Here is a 17,906-nt window from a genome sequence, read left to right on the forward strand (position 1 = left end):
AAATTTCGTCAAGATAAATGTTGAGCGAGATCTGGCCGGTGCTTATTCTGATCACACGCGACGCCTTGCATTCGAGGCGCTTCAGTTCAATCAAGGAGACATAAGTGTCAGACAGCAATGTCCACCCCTTTGCGGGATCGGCCGCCGCGCAACGTCAGGCCTATCGCCTCATCGGTGGCGCAGGCGAGTTTGCGCGAGCGGAAGGCCTCGTAAACGCGAACTGGTACAAGTGCCCGGTGCCGCGTCCGGTCATGAAGCAGATGATGCAGCGAAATGACGCGCTCGCAATTCGCGACACGCTGATTTGGTATGCGGCGATCGTCGCGAGCGGCGCGCTCGCGTGGCTTGCGTGGGACCGCCATTCGCTCTGGGCGATTCCCGCATTCCTGCTGTATGGCACGCTTTACTGCAGCCCGGCGGATTCGCGCTGGCACGAGACGGGACACGGAACCGCGTTCAGAACGCGCTGGATGAACGACGTACTGTATCAGCTCGCGTCGTTTCAGATCTTCCGGCGCGCGACCGTTTGGCGCTGGAGTCATGCGCGCCACCACACGGATACGCTGATCGTCGGCCGGGACCCGGAAATTGGCGCGCAGAAGCCGACCGACTGGATGAGCCTCGCGCTGAGCGTCATCGCGCTGAAGCATGTCGCGGGCGAGTTTCGCAAGATGGCGTCGGCGACGTTGGGCCGCATTAGCGATGACGAGAAGACGTACATTCCGCAATCGGAATGGCCGAAGATTTTCCGCGAGGCCCGGATCTCCCTCGCCGTTTATGGGGTGGTGATCGGCGCATGCATGTATTTTCAGTCGATTCTGCCGCTGCTCTATATCGGCTTGCCGAGCCTCTACGGTGCATGGCTGTACGTGTACTTCGGCCTGACGCAGCATGCGGGCTTGCCGGAGAACGTGCTGGATCATCGCGAGAACTGTCGCACGGTGATGATGAATCCGGTGTTCCGGTTTCTCTATTGGAACATGAACTATCACGTCGAGCATCACATGTTTCCGATGGTGCCGTTTCACGCGCTGCCGAAACTGCATGAAACCGTGAGGGCGGATATGCCGCCGCCGTACCCGAGCAGTCTTGCCGCCTACGCCGAGATCATTCCAGCGCTCGTGCGGCAGACGCGCGATCCTTCATATCGGATTGCGCGACCGATACCCGAGGCGGTCGATCTCCGGCCGACCGAACGAACGACATGAACCAGGGAGACGCAACATGAGTCAATGGATTGACGCAATCGCATTGGACGATATCGATGAAGAAGACGTAATGCGCTTCGATCACGCGGAGCGGACCTACGCGATCTACCGGGTCGACGGCGAGGTCTATGCGAGCGACGGGATGTGCACGCACGAGCACGTTCATCTGGGCGACGGACTCGTGATCGGACACGTAATCGAATGCCCAAAACACAACGGACGCTTCGATGTGCGCGACGGCCGGCCGCTCGGCGCGCCGGTCTGCGAGAAACTCAGGACCTATCCGACGAAAGTCGAGGGCGGTCGAATTCTGATCGAGGTCTGACGCAATGGCATCCGAACGTGTGATGGCGATCGTCGGGGCGGGGCATGTCGGCGGACGCGCCGCGCAGGCGCTGCGAGAATATGGCTGGCAGGGTGGGATCGTGCTGATCGGCGCGGAATCGCATCTGCCGTACGAGCGGCCACCGTTGTCCAAGGGGTTGCTGACGGGCGAGCAGAGTGCTGCGCAATGTCAACTGCAATCGCAAGAAGCATGGCGTGACGCCAATGTCGAGCATGTTGTTGCGATGGCGCAAGAGATTGATACGGACGAGCGCGTTGTGCATTTGCATGACGGCAGGGCGATCGGATACGAATCGCTGCTGCTCGCGACGGGCGGCAGTGCACGACGCCTATCCGTCCCCGGTGCGGCCGATGATTGCGTCTTTACGCTTCGTACGATCGACGATGCGATCTCGCTCGCGCCGCGCTTCGTTCCGGGCGCGCGAATAGTCGTGATCGGAGGCGGATTTATCGGACTCGAAGTTGCGGCGTCGGCGCGATCGCGCGGTTGCGACGTGTCCATCGTCGAAGGCGGGCCACGGCTGCTCGCGAGAGTCGTTCCGCCGTCGGTAGCGGCGCGCGTGCACGCACTTCATGAGCGCAACGGCGTGCGTATCGAGACGGGAGTTTCGCTGCGCGCGATTGAGCGGCTGCCGGACAGCACACTCGCCGTACTTCTCGAGAACGGCGACGTCGCACGAGCTGATACGATCGTCGTCGGAATCGGTATCGATCCGGCCGACGAGCTCGCACGTACGTCTGGAATCGAAGTCGACCGCGGGATCGTCGTTGATTCGGAACTCGAAACTTCAGTACCCGGGATATTCGCGGCGGGGGACGTCGCGGTGTTTCCGAGCCGCTTTTCATCTCAACACATTCGGCAGGAGACCTGGCACAACGCCGAGACGCAGGCACGCGTGGCGGCACGCAACATGCTGGGCGGGCGGGACGCCTATCGCGAATTGCCATGGTTCTGGTCCGATCAGTATGATCATCAACTGCAGGTGACCGGCGAGCCGGCACTGGCTGCTCGATCGGTCACGCGGACGCTGGCCTGCCATGCGGAAATCCACTTTTACTTTGATGCGAATGCCACGCTTGTGGGCGCGAGTGGCTTCGGTCCCGTTAACAGTCTCGCGAAAGATATGAAGCTTGCACGAATGCTGGTCGATCGCGGCACGGCGGTTGCGCCTGAGCGGCTGAGTGATGAAAGCGTGAGGCTCAAAAGTCTGTTGTAAACGAGGTAGAGTATGGTAGACGATTTCGAATGGCCGTCATAGGGACTAGCGATCTTGGGGTAGTGACACTTTCCCCTATATGACGGCCTGACCCGAAACGCTGCGGCGCGCGGGCCTGAATCACCTTGAACCGGTCCAGTTCGCGCATCGACATGGTGACCATCTCGGGCTTCGGCATGGCTGGCGCTCCAATCCAAACGGATAGAGCGCCAGCACGCTCGCGTTAGCCTACGGGTACGACTTTTCTATTTGGCTCAAGTACGACGTTAATATTTATCCCTGACAGAAAATGTCAAGGTTGGCTTGAATTGTCGCGCCAGTTAGGTTCAAATGTCAGCACGAACGTGCCTTTTTTGGGGGACTGTGGGGCAGTCGAATCGCTGGTTTCGTTCGATGCTTGATCTGCGTGAAGCGCGAGACTTCCCTCTCTGGTGCCTGGGCCTAGGTTTCAGGAGAGGGGGCAGACGTCAGGTCGTCGAAGCCCGCGTTCAGATTCCCTCCGGGCAATCGCTTTGGCGCTGCCGCGCGAGATAACTGATCAGATCATCCGGTGTGCGGCCAGGAGTTACAACGGCCATTCGGCCAGCCTTGGCTGACTGGGGCGCGATCCGCCGACTGCGACGTTCGGAGAGTGTGGCCAACAACCAAGGCTCACCAGATATGCTCGATCTGGAAATGTCATTCGGGTGCAGCAATGTATCTGTGCATGTCGTCTCTTCCGAGTCGGTGCGCGCGTTCAGGAACCGCCATCGTCCAGCCACGCCACGTCTGATTTCCAGGTGGCATTCGCGATGAAGTCGTGTAGCTTCTCGCGCATCATTGTCATCCATGCCTCTGCGAAGCGCGAGGGAGGCTGATCACGCAGGGTTGTGATCGCGACCGTAGAGCGAATCGCTGGCCGCTCTATACGGTGCGCCACCAACTCTCCCGATTCGATCTCTTGCTGGATTGCAACATAGGTCAGTATGGAGTACCCCAATCCAGCCTTGACCAGCCGCTTCGTTAGCGCAACGCTATCCACTTCGAGCGCCACGCGCAAGCGCACCCCGTGCTGAATCGCCGCCTGCTCGACCAGACGCCGGTTGCTGTGGGGAAGGCCGGGCAGGATGAGGGGGATGTCGGCCAGGTCACGGATTTGCAACTCCGATTTGCTGGCACCGGATCCCGGTGGCCCAACCAGAATCATCGGCTCGTTGAATAGCGGCCGAACGTCGAATGCGTCCAGCGGCGGCTGGTTATAGACCACCGCCAGGTCGACGCGCCGGTCAAGCACCCATTCCTGCAGCGAACTGCTCAATCCCTCGCGCACGTGCAGAGAAACTCGCGGCCATCGGGCGCGGAATTCTTCAGTTAACTCGGCGCCGACAAGCAGGCCAATAGTCGGTGGTAGGCCCACAGCCAGATGGCCCCGTTCTTCATCGGCGCTGGCGCGAACGGCCTCACCGGTCTCCGCAAGCATGTGCGTGATCATTTCCGCTCGTTCGAGCAATCGCGATCCCGCGGCAGTGACTCTTGCGCCACGTCCATGGCGAACAAGCAGTGGAACGCCAATCTCCGTTTCCAGTTTGGCTATCTGCCGGCTAAGTGCTGGTTGCGCAATGTAAAGCTCGGCCGCGGCCCGACTGAAGCTGCCGGCGCGTGCAACGTGTATGAAGCTTCTGAGTTCGCGGATATCCATGTGTACGATGAGCGATGCCTGTACGGCATAGCTTTGTATGTTTATACGGTCTTTGTCAAGCGAATAGCAGCAATCTATGCTTCCGACAGATACGAAGTACTCAAAAGATCAGTCGGAGACATCCATGTTGCCCTTCGCACTCCTGCGACCCTCATTCCTTCCCTAGCCGCCACCGCCATGCGGCCTGCCCGGACGTAACCGGGCGAGCAACCAGCATTCCTGGAACGCCGCTGCACGAGAGTTCCGCCTTGCCATTTGGCGAGCGGGGAGCCCTTTGACTTTGTACAAGGCCCGGTGACACCGCCGCAGAGCATTCGCGGTTGGTAAGACTGCACCGGGCACAGGAGACGTAATCAAATGAAGCATTTCAAGAAACTGCACGTCCAGGTGCTGTTCGGACTCGTCTGTGCAGTCATCCTCGGCCTTGTTGCTCCTCAGTGGGCGATCGCAATGAAGCCATTAGGGCAGGGCTTCATCGCTTTGCTGAAGATGATGCTTGCCCCCATCATTTTCTGTACTCTGGTTCAGGGTCTCGCCCATGTCCGTGACTTGCGCATGCTGGGCCGTATGGGCGTGAAATCGCTTGTGTACTTCGAAGTACTGAGCACCGTGGCAATGGTCCTCGGCTTCGTGCTGGTCAATGTATTCCAGCCCGGCCTCGGGCTGCACGCAACCAACCTCGCCGAAAGCGTTGATGCCGTCAAGGCCACAGCGAATGCAGGTGGAATTTCCGCTATCGACTACATCCTGGGGTTGATTCCGCACACGCTGGTGGATGCTTTTGCCAAGGGCGACATCGTCCAGGTGCTGATTATCTCCATTCTGGCGGGCTTGGCACTGAATCTCTCGGTGGGGTCGGAATCCGTGCTGCTCCGCGGCCTTGACGAGGCCCAGTCGGTGCTTTTCCGGATGCTTGCCTTCATCATGAAGCTGGCGCCGCTCGGGGCCTTCGGCGCCATGGCGGCGGCAGTCGGAAGCTATGGCGGCATGACGCTCGTGTATCTGCTCAAGGTGATTGTGCTGTACTACGCCGCGTCGCTGATCTTCGTGTTTGGCGTGCTGAGCTCGGTCAGTTGGATGATCGGCTTGCCCTATTTCTCGATCCTCAAGCTGATCCGTGAAGAATTGCTCCTGATTTTCGGGACGGCTTCGAGCGAGGTCGCGTTCCCGCGGCTGGTCGAAAAGTTCCAGCGCGCGGGTTGCGATGAAGCCGTGGTGGGGTTCGTTCTGCCGGCCGGCTACAGCTTCAACCTGGATGGCACGTCGATCTACATGGCGATTGCAATCGGCTTCATCGCGCAAGCGACCGATACGCCGTTCTCGCTCTGGCAGCAGCTCGGGCTGCTGGCGATCCTGAGCCTGACCTCCAAGGGCGGTACCACCGTTGCCGGCGGCGCCTTCGTCAAGCTGGCTGCGACGCTTCAATCCGTGAACTCCCTGCCCCTTGCCGGCTTGGGCCTGTTGTTCGGCATCGACCGCGTCATGGCCGTCGCCACGGCATTAGTCAATGTTGTCGGTAACACCATGGCTGTATTTACCATCGCGCGCTGGGAAGGGGCGTTCGATGCAGACGCCTTCACCCGCGAGACTGGTGGTCGTGTCCGAACTCCTCTTCTATCAATGAATACGACCGCGGCAACGAGTACTGCCGCACCCAAAGCGAACTGAACTTCACCAAGGTCTTGTCATGCAGCCACGTATTTCACCCCTCAACCCAGAAGTTCTCGATGCGGCGCAGCGCACGGTGTACGACGCCATCGCGAGCGGCCCGCGCAAGGGCGTCCGTGGACCACTCGCTGTCTGGTTGCATCGCCCGCAACTGGCTGACCGCGCCCAGGCGTTGGGCCGGTACTGTCGCTATGACAGCAGCCTCCCGCCGCGCCTGTCGGAACTTACGATCCTGTTCATGGGCCGGCATTGGCTCGCCGAATATGAATGGGCCGCGCACAAGCCCTTTGCCCTGGAGGCGGGCGTTGCGCCGGCAGTCATCGATGCGATCCGGGATGGCACCGAGCCACCGTTCGCCCAGCGGGACGAGGCACTGGTGTACGAGTTTCTCGCCCAGCTTCATGCACAGCGCGCCGTGGATGATGTCCTCTACGCCGAGCTCGTCGATGCGATCGGGCAGGACGGTGTTGTCGACCTGGTCGGCGTTGCCGGCTACTACACGCTCATCTCGATGACCATCAAGGTCTTCAATGTTCCGCCGCCCGCCGGTGCGACGCCTGAACTGCCAACGACTCTCTGACAAGGAACCTGCTGTGAATACCGTGGATACCATGAACCCTTCGACAACTTCTTCGTCCGCCGGCCGCCTGCAAGGCAAGGTGGCAATCGTGACCGGCGCTGGCTGCATCGGGCCCGGCTGGGGCAACGGCCGGGCTGTCGCTGTCCTGTTCGCCATGGCTGGCGCACGCGTTTTCGCCGTGGACAAGAGCATGGAGGCGATGGAAGAAACGCTGCGCCGGGTGCGCGACGCAGGTGGCGACGTTACGCCGTACACATGTGATGTCACCGACAGCACGGCGGTGAAGACCATGGTGGATGCGTGCGTTGAACAATACGGACGTGTCGACATTCTCGTGAATAACGTCGGCGGGTCCGCGGCGGGCGGGCCGGTTGATCTGTCGGAAGAGAAGTGGGATGCCCAGGTCGCTTTCAACCTGAAGAGCGTGTACCTGACCTGCAAGCACGTGATTCCGGCCATGGAAAGTGTTGGTGGCGGCGCGATCGTCAATACCGCCTCGACCTCGGGGCTGCGCTGGACTGGATCGGCCCAAGTGGCCTATGCGGCGTGCAAGGCCGGGGTCATCCATCTTTCCAGGGTGGTGGCGGTGGAATACGCCAAGAAGGGAATCCGGGTCAACACTGTCGTACCTGGTCAGTTGCACACGCCGATGGTTGAGGCGCGTCTTGCCGGCCAGCGCTTTGGCGGTGATGTCGACAAGCTTCTGGAAAGCCGTGTGGCACGCATCCCGCTCGGCTTCATGGGAGATGGCCGCGATACCGCCAACGCGGCGCTGTTCCTTGCTTCCGATGAGGCACGCTTCATCACCGGCACGGAAGTGGTGGTTGACGGCGGCATGATTGCGCGCTGCGATTGACCATGCAGGCGCAACTGAACGGCGGTCTGTGGGACTGCCACACCCATATCTATGGCCCGTGGGAGATCCATCCACTCCCCGGCGATGCGGCCTACCAGCCGGCCGAGGCGCCGATGGAGCGGCTCCTGGCCGTCCATGCACGGCTCGGGATTACGCATGGCGTGCTGGTCCAGGCGGCGTGCTACCGGAACGACCACAGTGCGTTGCTGGCGGCCCTGGCAATTTCGGGCGGCCGGTATCGCGGCATCGCGCTGCTGGACCATGCCACGACGGATGACGAGTTGCGGGCGCTCCACGACGGGGGGGTGCGGGGCATCCGATTCAACTTCATGGGGCATCTGCCGGGGGACCGGGACCTCGATCGGCTGCGCGTGCTCGCCGAGCGGATCGCGTCGTTGGGCTGGCACGTGTTGTTGCACGGGCGACTCGACCAGCTCCTGCCTGTGCTGGAGGAGTGGAAAGACCTGGATACGGCGCTGGTGATCGACCACATGGCCCGGCAGGATGCTACCGCGCCGCTTGACGAAGCTAAGGTACGGTCGCTCGAGGGACACCTGCGGCATCCGCTGCGCTGGATCAAGCTCTCGGGTGTCGATCGCCTGATGCAGGGGGCTGCTCCACCGTGGAACGCCGCCCTGCCGCTGGCCCGTCGCCTGCTGCATGCCGCGCCCGAGCGCGCGATCTGGGGGACGGACTGGCCGCATCCGAACATCCAGGGTGACACCCCGGACGACGGCGACCTGCTGGACTTCGTGCGCGAAGTGTGCGGTGTCCAGACGCTTGCGGAGGCGGTGCTCATCCATAACCCCCAGCGCCTGTACTTCTGACCGAGGTGTTCCATGCATGCATCAACACTTGACGTCACGCCCGAGCATGATACTGCCGAGCAGCGCGCTTGCAAGAAGGCTGCCTGGCGGCTGGTGCCGCTGCTCGCTGTGGCTTACTTCATCAATTACCTGGATCGCACCAACGTCGGCTTCGCAGCGCTGACGATGAACCATGACCTGGGGCTGAGCGCGTCGCAGTTCGGCTTCGCGGCCGGAATTTTCTACGTTGGCTATTGCCTGTTCGAGGTCCCAAGCAATCTTGCGCTATATCGCTACGGCGCACGCCGATGGCTGGCGCGCATCATGATCACATGGGGTCTGTTCGCCGCAGCGACGAGCCTGGCGGTGGGGCCGACCAGCTATGCTCTGATTCGCTTGCTTGCCGGAATTGGTGAAGCTGGCTTCTTTCCCGGGGTCATCTTCTACCTGACGCTGTGGTTCCCGTCGCAGTATCGGACCCGAATGATGGGGTGGTTTCTGGCCGCCATTCCGCTGTCATCGGTCTTCAGCGGTCCGCTGTCCGTGTCGATGCTGAAGCTTGACGGATGGTTGGGTGTCCACGGCTGGCAATGGCTCTTTATCCTGCAAGGCTTGCCGGCATGCGTTATGGGACTGTTGTGCCTGCGCATGCTCGCGGATGGACCTGAGCGCGCAGCGTGGCTTTCGGAGGCAGAAAAAGCCTCGTTGACAGCCGCGCTGGAGCGCGATCGGAAGCCGGCGCTTGAGCGCCACTTCGGAAAGTCGCTCAAGGACAAGCGCGTGTGGCTGCTGGCCGCGATCCTGTTCAGTTACATCATCGGGATTCTTGGGATCGGTGTCTGGATGCCGACCATCCTGAAGGGCCACCAGCTTTCGGATACCCAGGTTGGCCTGGCTACGGCACTCCCTTATGCCATCGGCAGTCTCGCCATGCTGGCATGGGCACGGGTGCTGGCCCGCCGGCGCCGCTATGTGAAGCATCTGATCCTGACGTGCGGGCTGGCGGCGATCGGGTTCTTCGCATCCGTGGCGTCCGATGCGCTGATGCCGGCAATGCTTGGACTGACTGTGGCGGTGGTTGGGCTGTCGTCGGTGCGGACGTGCTTCTACAGCATTCCGGCAACGTTCCTCGACCGCGAGGCGGCTGCAGGTGGCCTCGCATTCATCAACTCGGTGGGTAGTCTGGGCGGTCTGGTCGGCCCCTATATGGTCGGCTGGCTGAGGGATGTCACCGGTTCGTTTAAGGCGGGGTTGATCGGAATGGGCGCCATGCTCGTGCTCGCCACGCTGCTGTCTGTTGTGCTGAAGCGCCAGATTGAGGAGGCCTGACATGACGATCGATTCCTGGCAGCCAAGTCTGCGCACGCCAGATCCGGCTATCCGCATCCTGGATGAGCGATTCGAGCGCTACCGGCTGGCCCACGCGCGGGTCGAACGCCTGTGGACCGGAGCGCGTTGGGCCGAAGGGCCGGTCTGGTTCGGAGATGCACGCGCCGTGTATTGGACCGATCTGCCGAATGACCGCATCCTGCGCTGGGATGAAGTCACTGGCGAGGTGGCAGCCTATCGCTCGCCCGCGAGCAAGGCCAACGGCCTGACGCGAGATCGCGTCGGGCGTCTGATCGTCTGCGAGCACGGCGAGCGCCGCGTCACGCGGATCGAGTACGACGGCAGCACCACGGTACTGGCCTGTGCTTACCGGGGCAAGGCGCTCAATTCGCCGAACGACGTGATCGTGGCCAGCGACGGGGCGGTCTGGTTCACCGACCCGCCCTTTGGACTTGTGAGCGATTACATGGGGCAAATCGCGGAGCCGCAGTTGCCGGCCGGCATCTATCGCCTCGATCCCGGCGATGGCTCGCTGGTCTGCGTGGCAGACGATGTGCCGGGTCCCAACGGGCTGGCGCTCTCACCGGACGAACGCACGCTCTATGTCGTCGCATCGCGGGCCAGGCCCCGCACCATTCTTGCGTTCGATGTCATCGATGGCAGGGCATTGCGTCGTCCGCGTGTGCTGATCGATGCGGGGGATGGTACGCCGGACGGTTTCCGCGTGGATGTCGATGGCAACCTCTGGTGCGGCTGGGGGACCGGAAGCGCCGCGCTCGATGGCGTGAGGGTCTTCGCGCCCGATGGCATCGCACTTGGACACATCGATTTGCCCGAGCGGTGCGCAAACCTGTGTTTCGGTGGTCGACATCAAAACCGCCTGTTTATGGCGGCGACCTCGTCGCTGTACGCACTCTACGTCAATACGCGCGGTGCCGCCTAGCCCTAATTCCTACACCTCATACAAGGGAGACAAGTCATGCCAGTATTCAGGATCATCCAGCGCGCGGCGCTTCGCGCGCTGTGCGTGCTCCCCCTTTGCGCACTGGTCCACGGCAGTCAGGGGGCCGAAGTCCATGTCCTTGCGACGGGGGCGCTCTCGGCCGCCTTCAAGGAAGTCGTGCCGGCCTTTGAACAGAAGACGGGCCATCATCTGGTCATTTCTTGGGGGCCGTCCTACGGCATCTCGCCGGACGCGTTGCCCATACGTATCAGGAATGGAGAGCCGATGGATGTCTGCCTCATGATTGCCGCGGCACTCGACGAGCAGATCAAGCACGGCGCGTTCGATCCGGGATCACGCATCGATCTGGCTTCGACAGGCATTGGCGTTGCGGTACGGGCAGGGCTCGACAAGCCGTCGATCCAGACCGTGGAGCAATTGCGTCGGGCCCTGCTGTCGGCGAAGTCGGTCGCATTTTCGGAAGGCGCCAGTGGAACGTACATCACCGGAACCCTCTTTAATGAGCTCGGCATCGCCGAGCAGATGAAGGGAAAGAGCGTGCTGATCAAGGGGCGGGAACTGGTTGGCCATGCCCTGGAGCGTGGCGACGCCGATTTGGGTCTTCAGCAGATCAGCGAGCTGCGCGCCATTCCTGGCATTCAGTACGTCGGGCCGCTGCCTGCGGCTGTCCAGAAGGTCAACGTGGTGGCCGCTGCAATTGCCGCGCGGGCCAATGAGCGTGCGGCTGCGGAGGCCTTTATCGAATACCTGCGGTCGCCATCGGTGACCGCCGCGCTGCTCCGCAGTGGTCTCGATCCGATCCACCCCTGAGCGCCATCCGCCGTTTCTCTTGTCCAAGGTCTGAATCATGAAATTCGTCAATCTTGTCGGTGCTGCCCTGGTCGCAGCGGCCTTTTCCTTCTCCGCGTACGCGGCGACCGGCGCCGCCCCGGTCGACCACGAACTTGTGAAATACCGCAACGTGCAGATAGAGGTGACGCGGGAAGGGAAGGGTCCACTCATCGTCATCTTGCCATCGCTGGGTCGTTCTGGGCGCGACTACGATGTGGTCGCCGCGCAGCTTGCGGCCGAGGGCTTCCGGGTCTTGCGTCCCGAGCCGCGTGGCATCGGCCAAAGCAGCGGACCGATGGAAAATCTGAACGTGCACGATTTCTCTGCTGACGTTGCGGCTGTCATCGAGCACGAAAACGCCGGGCCGGCGGTAGTGGTCGGACACGCATGGGGCAATTTCCCGGCACGCCAACTGGCTGTGGACCGCCCCGCACTCGTCCGTGGCGTAGTGCTGGCCGGGGCCTCTGCCGGCAAGGTACCGCCCGGCTCAACCGAGAAGCCGATCAGTGCGGAGATGCGTAAAGCCATCGATGGCGCTGGCGATATGCGGCTGCCGGAGTCCCAGCGTCTGGCCTACCTGCGCGAAGCCTTCTTTGCGCCCGGTAACGATCCCCGGGTGTGGCTCGATGGCTGGCATGAGGCAACGCACGAAGCCGAATCGCATGCACGGAATGTGACCCCTGTGGACGAGTATTTTGCCGCGGGCACGGCACCGATCCTTGACCTTCAGGCCGAACATGACGCGGTGGCGCCCCGGCGCTTCTCGCAGGTGCTGAAGTCAATGCTGGGCGACCGGGTGACGGTGGTGGTCATTCCGAACGCCGGACATGCCTTGGCGCCGGAACAGCCCAAAGCAATGGCCGATGCGATCGCGGCTTTCGCACGCCGCGTGTATTCGACCCCTCAATAGCCCGTAATCGGGAAGCTCGCTGGCGCGCTTCCCGGTAGCGTAATTCGCAGCCGGCTGCAGACCAGCCAAACTTGCTTCGTTCTCCTGAAGTTCCTCGTCATGACACATCCTTGCATCCTCTCCGTCGCCATCACCGGCTCGCTGCCGCGCAAGAAAGACAATCCGGCCGTGCCGATCACGGTGACCGAACAGATCGAGTCCACCCAGGCTGCGTTCGAGGCCGGCGCCACGCTCGTCCACCTGCACGTGCGCAACGACGATGAGACGCCATCGTCCGACCCTGACCGCTTTGCCCGTGTGCTGGAGGGCATCCGGAAATACGCGCCCGGCATCATCACCCAGGTCTCCACCGGCGGCCGTTCCGGCGCCGGCCGGGAGCGGGGCGGAATGATCTCCCTGCGTCCCGATATGGCCTCGCTGGCCACGGGCTCGGTCAACTTCCCGACACGCGTCTACGACAATCCCCCCGACCTGGTCGACTGGCTCGCCGCCGAGATGAAGGCCTACGGCGTCAAGCCCGAGGTGGAGGCCTTTGACCTCTCGATGATCTTCCTAGCCGTGGCGATGCAGAAGGCCGGCCAGATCCACGGCGCGCTGCATATCCAGTTCGATATGGGGATCATGAACGCGATGCCGGTGGACCGCCAGAGGACATTCTGATGTGGCTGGAAGGCCCATTTTCAAATGTCGGCACGGACGTGCAGTGTGCGCACGGTCGAGGCGATCCTGACGGGTTGTTGTTGGGCCAGTGGTGCTGGCCGGAGACGGCCGAGTCTGGCTCAGGGTGGGGCCAGGCTACGGTGCCAAAGGATAGCTGGTAGCTATCTGGTAAAAACCACTCAGACAGATCAGCGGTGGGGAACAAGTGACCAATCCGATTCCGAAGTCCGAACCCATCAAGCGAGGTGCCGACCGGCCCCTTCCGACTCGGCCGCCCAGTAGGGCGCCCGTGGGCGCCTCAAATTGGCCGGCAAGCGCCCTTCACCGCCCTAACCGGCCATCGACCGCAACTGCCCGAGCGTCAGTCTGCGGTTGACGTTTCGTGTACCTCACCGGTTTGGCGCTTCAGGGGTCAACGCGCCGGCAATAGTCTTGCACGGCTCCGACTAGCGCATCAATCCTACAAGCCCGAGTGCGATGCCCGGAATGAGGATGACCAGGACCAGCGCGACGACATTGGCGCCCAGGAAGGGGATAGTTCCCTTGGCCTTCTCCGCTGGCATGGCCAGCTTCAGATAGCAAAAGCTGGTTTCCAGCCACGACTGGCTGCGATTTCCTTCAGGTCGGCACCGGCGCAGAAGGCGTCCTGCCCGGCGCTGATCAGCACGACAACCCAAATGTCATCGTCGGCCTCGACCTCGTCGACCACGGCCTAGATCCCGGATGCCACGGGGCCATTGACGGCATTGCGGGCCTCGGGCCGGTTGATGGTGACAACGGCGATGTGGTCCGACAGGCGTTCAAGCTTGACGGCTTGGGATACGTCCTTGTTCATGCAATGCTCCAGTTCCGTAGTTGTCCGCGTCCACAGTCACCATGCCCCGGGAACCAGCCCGGCCGCGGTTGAGGTCAGTCGGAGCCAACAGAGCCGCCGGATCACCGGGCTCCACGCGTGCCATCAGCCGCTGGAAGTGCCGGGTCCCTGGCAGGCGGCTGCGTGTCGTCGGCCAACTGGAGCGACTGACCGACGACGAGCGCCGCAATCTGAAACAGATCCGGTAGCGGCTGATCCAGCGGCATCCGCGTTTATCGTGGCATCGCCTTCTCCAACTCCTCTCAGCGTTCGGCATTACGTCGTCGAGGCGGGAGCGTTCGCGCTGGAATCACCTGTGCGGTTAAGGACTTCGTAGTGGAACACGGGGATAGACGTCTTATGGATACGAGCATTCGGCATTGCATCAAGGCTCTCGGGACAACTGGCGACGCGACCGGTGCGGCCTCCCATGCCGGTGAGTCCGGGGTCGTCCTGCGCGACTTCCTGGTATTGAACTATGACCAGCTCCGTCGACGTCTGACGCGCCATGTTTGTTGCCCCGATACGGCGCGCGACAGCCTGCAGGAGGTGTGGCTGCGCCTGTGCATGTGATGAACGTGCCGGAGGCTGCGACGGACGGATGCGGCGATGCAGAGCCATGGACAGGTACGATTGCGTTCTGCGAAGGCCACGGCGCAACATTCCCGCTTGTCTCGGCTCGGGTACCGCCTCTCCCGCGGCCCGCAGGTTTCAAGGCCGCTCGGCTTGTGGGTAGATCCGAAGACCGGGCGCAGGCTGAAAAACGCGACGTATATCCACAGCCATGAAGTGGCCCGTCGTGGTCACGCGCCGCACGAACTGAAGGGTTCATCCATCTACACCTACGAGCTACGCTTCGAATACTCGCTGGAGCTCGGATGTCAGGGCAGGGATTGGTTCGACGTCTTGGCGGCTATGGTTGGCTTCGACCGGGACAATCCGGACGCCTACCCCGCCGACGGTCCCTTGCATTGCAGTGCACCGATATCTGTGAAAGCAAATCGATGCCCTACAACGACTTCCTCGATTTCTACTATGACGGTTGGATTGAGACGCTCGATTGGGTGGCGCAGCAAGATGTGGACATCATCAATGTCGGTCACTATTCTCCTGCTACTAAGGCCGACGAGATGACCCTACGAGCCTATCTGGTCGATCTCCATCGGCAGGTACTGGATCTGGTGCGGGCAGGGCAGTCTTGGGGTCAACTCTATCGAAACGTCCGTTTCAGCGAGGAGGTAAAACGGTGGATCGCTTCGACACGATGCAGACCTTGAACATCATGGGCATGTATCGATGGGTATCGAATTACCGTCGGGGAGAGTGGTAAGGCCGCGTCGACCACGGCACGTTTAGGGGCTGAGGCGCTGGTTTCTGGGCGTGTTGGCGATCGCGCCGGCGCTAGCCGCAGTGACGACGAGGACCGATCGCGAGCCGCCGGTGCGGTGCTAATCTGCCCGGCGAATAGATCGTTCGCTCATCGGCCAAAGTCGCCACTTCCGACCGGTAGCGTCCAGGACGAGCCTCCAAATCACCCGGGCCCTAGGCGACCTTGCGGAAATTGCTGTCGCCACACGTCTTCCCTATTGTGGGGATGCCATCCGGAGCGTCCGCCCGGACCGCGCAGCGGCTGGTTGGATATTTCGAAGAACAAGCGGTGATCAGCTACACCCTCTACCTAACCGAAATCGATGCTGGTCGCGTCGAGAACGTTTCCGCCCCAGCCTTCGCGATCGAATACTGGAACCTGCCGACTAATGCCCGCCTTCGTGACGTGGTGGTGGCAGTGCGCGCCGACGAGGTCGGTCACCGTGATGTCAACCACGGCTTCGCCAACGCCCTCACAACCGGGGTAACTTTCAGTCAAGCTGAGTAAGCAGAGCCCCATGACAAAGAGATGCCCGCCTTTAAACGGCGGGCCTTTTGCTAGCTGCAATTGAGGGTATCCCTCAAGCCGGCTAGCCGGCGACAATCCCAATCACTCTCGTCCTGTATAGGCTCGCCCCCACACCGGCGCCGATGGATCGCCGCACGCGCCGTAACCCGGCATAATGCCGCGACACGCATCGTGCCTCACGGGGAAGCAGAAAAATGAAAGTGCGAGCCCCGTCGAATGCGCCGGATGACGACCTGTATAACGCCTACCTCGCCCTCTTCGAAACGCCCTTCAGGACCCAGTTCAAGCGGCGGGGTCTGGAAGAGTTGGCCCTCGAAATCAAGCAGTGGCACGTCACTCATATTTCGCTGGAAGCAGTCAAAAGCATCCGAGCGACCGGCGATGCCAAGGGGGTTCCACGCGGCCACCACAAGATGGAGCGAAAGGAACGCGGCGTGGCTCTCGTCGAGCGTGAGACGCCACTTACGCTGCAGGAGTTCGTTGGGTTCTTCTTCGATAATGACCACGTGACGCTGGTAGTGCCTTCTGAAAACGGAAAAAATGGGACCGACCACTGGTCGCACTGCTTCCCGGTGCCAGATGGCTATTTCATCCAAACAGGTAGCTTTCGCGTGAGCGCCAAGAAACGGGACATCGACTGGGCAACGAACGGCTTAGACACGACGCGCCACGGCTAAAGTTGAGCGTGCCAGGCATGATCTGACAGGATCGTCATCAGCACGTTCTTTGGGCAGCCAGGAACCGTCCGCATCTGCCTCGGCATCCTGGTGTTGCCTAGCAGCAGACCGGCGCCTTGTGCGAGGCGACGCGCTGCGGCCTGCACGACTGCATCGTAAGCGCGAAACTTGCCAGACATAGCGTCGGAAGCCTAGACGGCGCAGGATTGTATCCACTGTTTTTAGTGGACACAAGTCATGGGCCAGATCGATTTGGATTTCTTGCCGCTGCGGGTGATCAACGTCGGCGCCAACGGCAAGCGCAGCCTTGCCAAAGGCGACAACAAGCGGCGGTTAGTTGAAGCTTGCCTGCAGCCGGGGGTATCGGTGGCCAGCATGGCAATCAAGGCCGGGGTGAACGCGAACCAGTTGCGCCGCTGGATTGAGCAATACAAGGCGGAACAGAAAAAACGCTGCTGGCACGATGGACGTCATCGAAAATGCACCGGCGGCGTTCATTCCGGTTGTGGAGGTTCACGGTGTCGGCCCGCAGATGGAGCCGGCGCGGCCAACCGTGCCCGGGCCAGTGCCTGTTCGCGCGCTGTAGCCGCAGCCGCCATTGTCGTCGCAACTGCTGGTCGTACAGCAGGTCACGGCTTTAATCTCCAATGTCTCGGTTGTTGAATGTGACAAGGCAAGAAAGCGCTTTGCCATTCTTTCAGCATGCCGCTTAACGCGCGGCGGCCAGCGACACGTGTCGCACATCAAATGGTCTCTTACTGCGACAGAACCTAAAAAAAGCCCGCCGAGCGGCGGGCTTGACGACTGGGTCGTCGGCTTGCTTCTTGATTCCTGCCTGGCAAGCAGTGATATCAGAACGCGAATCCTTAGCGATCAATCAACGGCCAATCTGCCTGCTCACTGCGTTTTCCTGCTGGTTAAGGGCGCGCTGGTCGGCACGGGTAATGTGGCTTCCGTCATGGCTTGCCATGGTGCGTTCTTCGGCGCGGATCTGGTGATCTTCTCTGTGCAGCTTGGCTGCCTGGCCGCGGGACATTTCACCTTCCTTGACCTCTTGGTGGATACGAGCATTCTGGTTGGCAAGACGCCCGTTGACCTGCTCGCGACGCGGGTGATTCTTCTGCCACTGGGTATCGTTTGCCATTGCGCCACCAGCCATGCCTGCCGCCAGAACGGCGATTGCCACACTTCCGATCAGTTTGCGAGTAAACACCGTGAGCTCCCTTACTTGTTGATGCCCGGCAGGATTGGCCGCGCATGATTCAGTAACGCCGCGGAACCGGGCGACGATGACGAAGGGGCAGGGAGTGCTTTGTAACGTCTTGTTGATGTTGAAGCTGATTTTGATGCGTTGATATCGATGCGTCGAGATCGAGAGTGAGGATAGTCTTTCGAAGTTTCCGGCCGCTCAGGTTCAGACATGGAAT

The 17,906-nt window shown here is 61.5% G+C and carries 20 protein-coding genes and 1 pseudogene; 17 read left to right on the top strand and 4 right to left on the bottom strand.

Annotated features, from left to right (window positions below; translation table 11 throughout):
• Positions 1 to 104 precede the first annotated feature (104 nt).
• The 3 genes from AC1RQK_RS14320 to AC1RQK_RS14330 are packed head-to-tail and all read left to right on the top strand — an operon-like array spanning position 105 to position 2,770.
• Entirely contained in the window at positions 105 to 1,208 is a 1,104-nt protein-coding gene (locus AC1RQK_RS14320) for a fatty acid desaturase family protein (protein WP_492809448.1), read from the top strand.
• 16 nt (positions 1,209 to 1,224) lie between these two features.
• Entirely contained in the window at positions 1,225 to 1,533 is a 309-nt protein-coding gene (locus AC1RQK_RS14325) for a non-heme iron oxygenase ferredoxin subunit (protein ID WP_492809449.1), read from the top strand.
• Between the two features lie 4 nt (positions 1,534 to 1,537).
• A complete protein-coding gene (locus tag AC1RQK_RS14330) occupies positions 1,538 to 2,770 on the top strand; it encodes an NAD(P)/FAD-dependent oxidoreductase (protein ID WP_492809450.1) in 1,233 nt (410 codons plus the stop codon).
• Positions 2,771 to 3,506: 736 nt separating this feature from the next.
• On the opposite strand, the gene AC1RQK_RS14335 is transcribed toward AC1RQK_RS14330, so the two are convergent.
• Positions 3,507 to 4,448, bottom strand: coding sequence for a LysR family transcriptional regulator (locus tag AC1RQK_RS14335; protein WP_492809451.1), 942 nt, complete (start codon positions 4,446 to 4,448; stop codon positions 3,507 to 3,509).
• Between the two features lie 357 nt (positions 4,449 to 4,805).
• Between AC1RQK_RS14335 and AC1RQK_RS14340 the strand changes: the two genes are divergently transcribed.
• The 9 genes and pseudogenes from AC1RQK_RS14340 to AC1RQK_RS14380 form a co-directional block, all read left to right on the top strand.
• On the top strand, positions 4,806 to 6,116 hold the full coding sequence (locus AC1RQK_RS14340; protein WP_492809452.1) for a cation:dicarboxylate symporter family transporter: 1,311 nt from the start codon (positions 4,806 to 4,808) through the stop codon (positions 6,114 to 6,116).
• A gap of 19 nt (positions 6,117 to 6,135) precedes the next feature.
• Entirely contained in the window at positions 6,136 to 6,696 is a 561-nt protein-coding gene (locus tag AC1RQK_RS14345) for a carboxymuconolactone decarboxylase family protein (protein ID WP_492809453.1), read from the top strand.
• 31 nt (positions 6,697 to 6,727) lie between these two features.
• On the top strand, positions 6,728 to 7,552 hold the full coding sequence (locus tag AC1RQK_RS14350; RefSeq protein WP_492809541.1) for an SDR family NAD(P)-dependent oxidoreductase: 825 nt from the start codon (positions 6,728 to 6,730) through the stop codon (positions 7,550 to 7,552).
• A gap of 2 nt (positions 7,553 to 7,554) precedes the next feature.
• Positions 7,555 to 8,379, top strand: coding sequence for an amidohydrolase family protein (locus tag AC1RQK_RS14355; protein WP_492809454.1), 825 nt, complete (start codon positions 7,555 to 7,557; stop codon positions 8,377 to 8,379).
• A 12-nt stretch (positions 8,380 to 8,391) separates the two neighbouring features.
• Complete coding sequence (locus AC1RQK_RS14360; RefSeq protein ID WP_492809455.1) at positions 8,392 to 9,687, top strand: MFS transporter; 1,296 nt, start codon at positions 8,392 to 8,394, stop codon at positions 9,685 to 9,687.
• Between the two features lies 1 nt (position 9,688).
• Entirely contained in the window at positions 9,689 to 10,630 is a 942-nt protein-coding gene (locus AC1RQK_RS14365; protein WP_492809456.1) for an SMP-30/gluconolactonase/LRE family protein, read from the top strand.
• Positions 10,631 to 10,666: 36 nt separating this feature from the next.
• A complete protein-coding gene (locus tag AC1RQK_RS14370; protein WP_492809457.1) occupies positions 10,667 to 11,461 on the top strand; it encodes a substrate-binding domain-containing protein in 795 nt (264 codons plus the stop codon).
• A gap of 37 nt (positions 11,462 to 11,498) precedes the next feature.
• Positions 11,499 to 12,392 carry an alpha/beta fold hydrolase gene (locus tag AC1RQK_RS14375; RefSeq protein WP_492809458.1) on the top strand — a complete coding sequence of 298 codons (894 nt, stop codon included), beginning with the start codon at positions 11,499 to 11,501 and terminating at the stop codon, positions 12,390 to 12,392.
• Positions 12,393 to 12,491: 99 nt separating this feature from the next.
• Positions 12,492 to 13,040, top strand: a pseudogene (locus AC1RQK_RS14380) (beta-keto acid cleavage family enzyme); the annotation flags it as partial.
• A 583-nt stretch (positions 13,041 to 13,623) separates the two neighbouring features.
• Here AC1RQK_RS14380 and AC1RQK_RS14385 read toward each other — a convergent pair.
• The gene (locus AC1RQK_RS14385) at positions 13,624 to 13,761 is read right to left on the bottom strand and encodes a hypothetical protein (RefSeq protein ID WP_492809459.1); all 138 of its coding nucleotides are present in this window, start codon (positions 13,759 to 13,761) and stop codon (positions 13,624 to 13,626) included.
• Between the two features lie 3 nt (positions 13,762 to 13,764).
• The gene (locus tag AC1RQK_RS14390) at positions 13,765 to 13,887 is read right to left on the bottom strand and encodes a hypothetical protein (RefSeq protein ID WP_492809460.1); all 123 of its coding nucleotides are present in this window, start codon (positions 13,885 to 13,887) and stop codon (positions 13,765 to 13,767) included.
• A gap of 378 nt (positions 13,888 to 14,265) precedes the next feature.
• Here AC1RQK_RS14390 and AC1RQK_RS14395 point away from each other — a divergent pair, with 378 nt between their 5' ends.
• From AC1RQK_RS14395 to AC1RQK_RS14415, 5 genes are all read left to right on the top strand, one after another.
• Positions 14,266 to 14,478 carry a hypothetical protein gene (locus AC1RQK_RS14395; RefSeq protein WP_492809461.1) on the top strand — a complete coding sequence of 71 codons (213 nt, stop codon included), beginning with the start codon at positions 14,266 to 14,268 and terminating at the stop codon, positions 14,476 to 14,478.
• A gap of 431 nt (positions 14,479 to 14,909) precedes the next feature.
• Complete coding sequence (locus AC1RQK_RS14400) at positions 14,910 to 15,182, top strand: hypothetical protein (protein ID WP_492809462.1); 273 nt, start codon at positions 14,910 to 14,912, stop codon at positions 15,180 to 15,182.
• Positions 15,183 to 15,457: 275 nt separating this feature from the next.
• Positions 15,458 to 15,781, top strand: a complete 324-nt coding sequence (locus tag AC1RQK_RS14405; protein ID WP_492809463.1) for an alternative oxidase — start codon at positions 15,458 to 15,460, stop codon at positions 15,779 to 15,781.
• A gap of 215 nt (positions 15,782 to 15,996) precedes the next feature.
• Complete coding sequence (locus AC1RQK_RS14410; protein ID WP_492809464.1) at positions 15,997 to 16,479, top strand: hypothetical protein; 483 nt, start codon at positions 15,997 to 15,999, stop codon at positions 16,477 to 16,479.
• A gap of 237 nt (positions 16,480 to 16,716) precedes the next feature.
• A complete protein-coding gene (locus AC1RQK_RS14415) occupies positions 16,717 to 17,142 on the top strand; it encodes a transposase (protein ID WP_492809465.1) in 426 nt (141 codons plus the stop codon).
• A 214-nt stretch (positions 17,143 to 17,356) separates the two neighbouring features.
• Here AC1RQK_RS14415 and AC1RQK_RS14420 read toward each other — a convergent pair whose 3' ends face one another.
• Positions 17,357 to 17,638 carry a hypothetical protein gene (locus tag AC1RQK_RS14420; RefSeq protein WP_492809542.1) on the bottom strand — a complete coding sequence of 94 codons (282 nt, stop codon included), beginning with the start codon at positions 17,636 to 17,638 and terminating at the stop codon, positions 17,357 to 17,359.
• Positions 17,639 to 17,906 lie beyond the last annotated feature (268 nt).

The organism is Cupriavidus sp. GW822-FHT02D05 (genome assembly GCF_058802485.1).

What these genes read in the sequence shown, in the direction of transcription:
- AC1RQK_RS14325 (WP_492809449.1), top strand. Translation starts at nt 1,225, where the DNA reads ATGAGTCAATGGATTGACGCAATCGCATTGGACGATATCGATGAAGAA.
- AC1RQK_RS14330 (WP_492809450.1), top strand. Translation starts at nt 1,538, where the DNA reads ATGGCATCCGAACGTGTGATGGCGATCGTCGGGGCGGGGCATGTCGGC.
- AC1RQK_RS14335 (WP_492809451.1), bottom strand. Translation starts at nt 4,448, where the DNA reads ATGGATATCCGCGAACTCAGAAGCTTCATACACGTTGCACGCGCCGGC.
- AC1RQK_RS14340 (WP_492809452.1), top strand. Translation starts at nt 4,806, where the DNA reads ATGAAGCATTTCAAGAAACTGCACGTCCAGGTGCTGTTCGGACTCGTC.
- AC1RQK_RS14345 (WP_492809453.1), top strand. Translation starts at nt 6,136, where the DNA reads ATGCAGCCACGTATTTCACCCCTCAACCCAGAAGTTCTCGATGCGGCG.
- AC1RQK_RS14350 (WP_492809541.1), top strand. Translation starts at nt 6,728, where the DNA reads ATGAACCCTTCGACAACTTCTTCGTCCGCCGGCCGCCTGCAAGGCAAG.
- AC1RQK_RS14355 (WP_492809454.1), top strand. Translation starts at nt 7,555, where the DNA reads ATGCAGGCGCAACTGAACGGCGGTCTGTGGGACTGCCACACCCATATC.
- AC1RQK_RS14360 (WP_492809455.1), top strand. Translation starts at nt 8,392, where the DNA reads ATGCATGCATCAACACTTGACGTCACGCCCGAGCATGATACTGCCGAG.
- AC1RQK_RS14365 (WP_492809456.1), top strand. Translation starts at nt 9,689, where the DNA reads ATGACGATCGATTCCTGGCAGCCAAGTCTGCGCACGCCAGATCCGGCT.
- AC1RQK_RS14370 (WP_492809457.1), top strand. Translation starts at nt 10,667, where the DNA reads ATGCCAGTATTCAGGATCATCCAGCGCGCGGCGCTTCGCGCGCTGTGC.
- AC1RQK_RS14375 (WP_492809458.1), top strand. Translation starts at nt 11,499, where the DNA reads ATGAAATTCGTCAATCTTGTCGGTGCTGCCCTGGTCGCAGCGGCCTTT.
- AC1RQK_RS14390 (WP_492809460.1), bottom strand. Translation starts at nt 13,887, where the DNA reads ATGAACAAGGACGTATCCCAAGCCGTCAAGCTTGAACGCCTGTCGGAC.
- AC1RQK_RS14395 (WP_492809461.1), top strand. Translation starts at nt 14,266, where the DNA reads ATGGATACGAGCATTCGGCATTGCATCAAGGCTCTCGGGACAACTGGC.
- AC1RQK_RS14400 (WP_492809462.1), top strand. Translation starts at nt 14,910, where the DNA reads ATGCCCTACAACGACTTCCTCGATTTCTACTATGACGGTTGGATTGAG.
- AC1RQK_RS14410 (WP_492809464.1), top strand. Translation starts at nt 15,997, where the DNA reads ATGAAAGTGCGAGCCCCGTCGAATGCGCCGGATGACGACCTGTATAAC.
- AC1RQK_RS14415 (WP_492809465.1), top strand. Translation starts at nt 16,717, where the DNA reads ATGGGCCAGATCGATTTGGATTTCTTGCCGCTGCGGGTGATCAACGTC.
- AC1RQK_RS14420 (WP_492809542.1), bottom strand. Translation starts at nt 17,638, where the DNA reads ATGGCTGGTGGCGCAATGGCAAACGATACCCAGTGGCAGAAGAATCAC.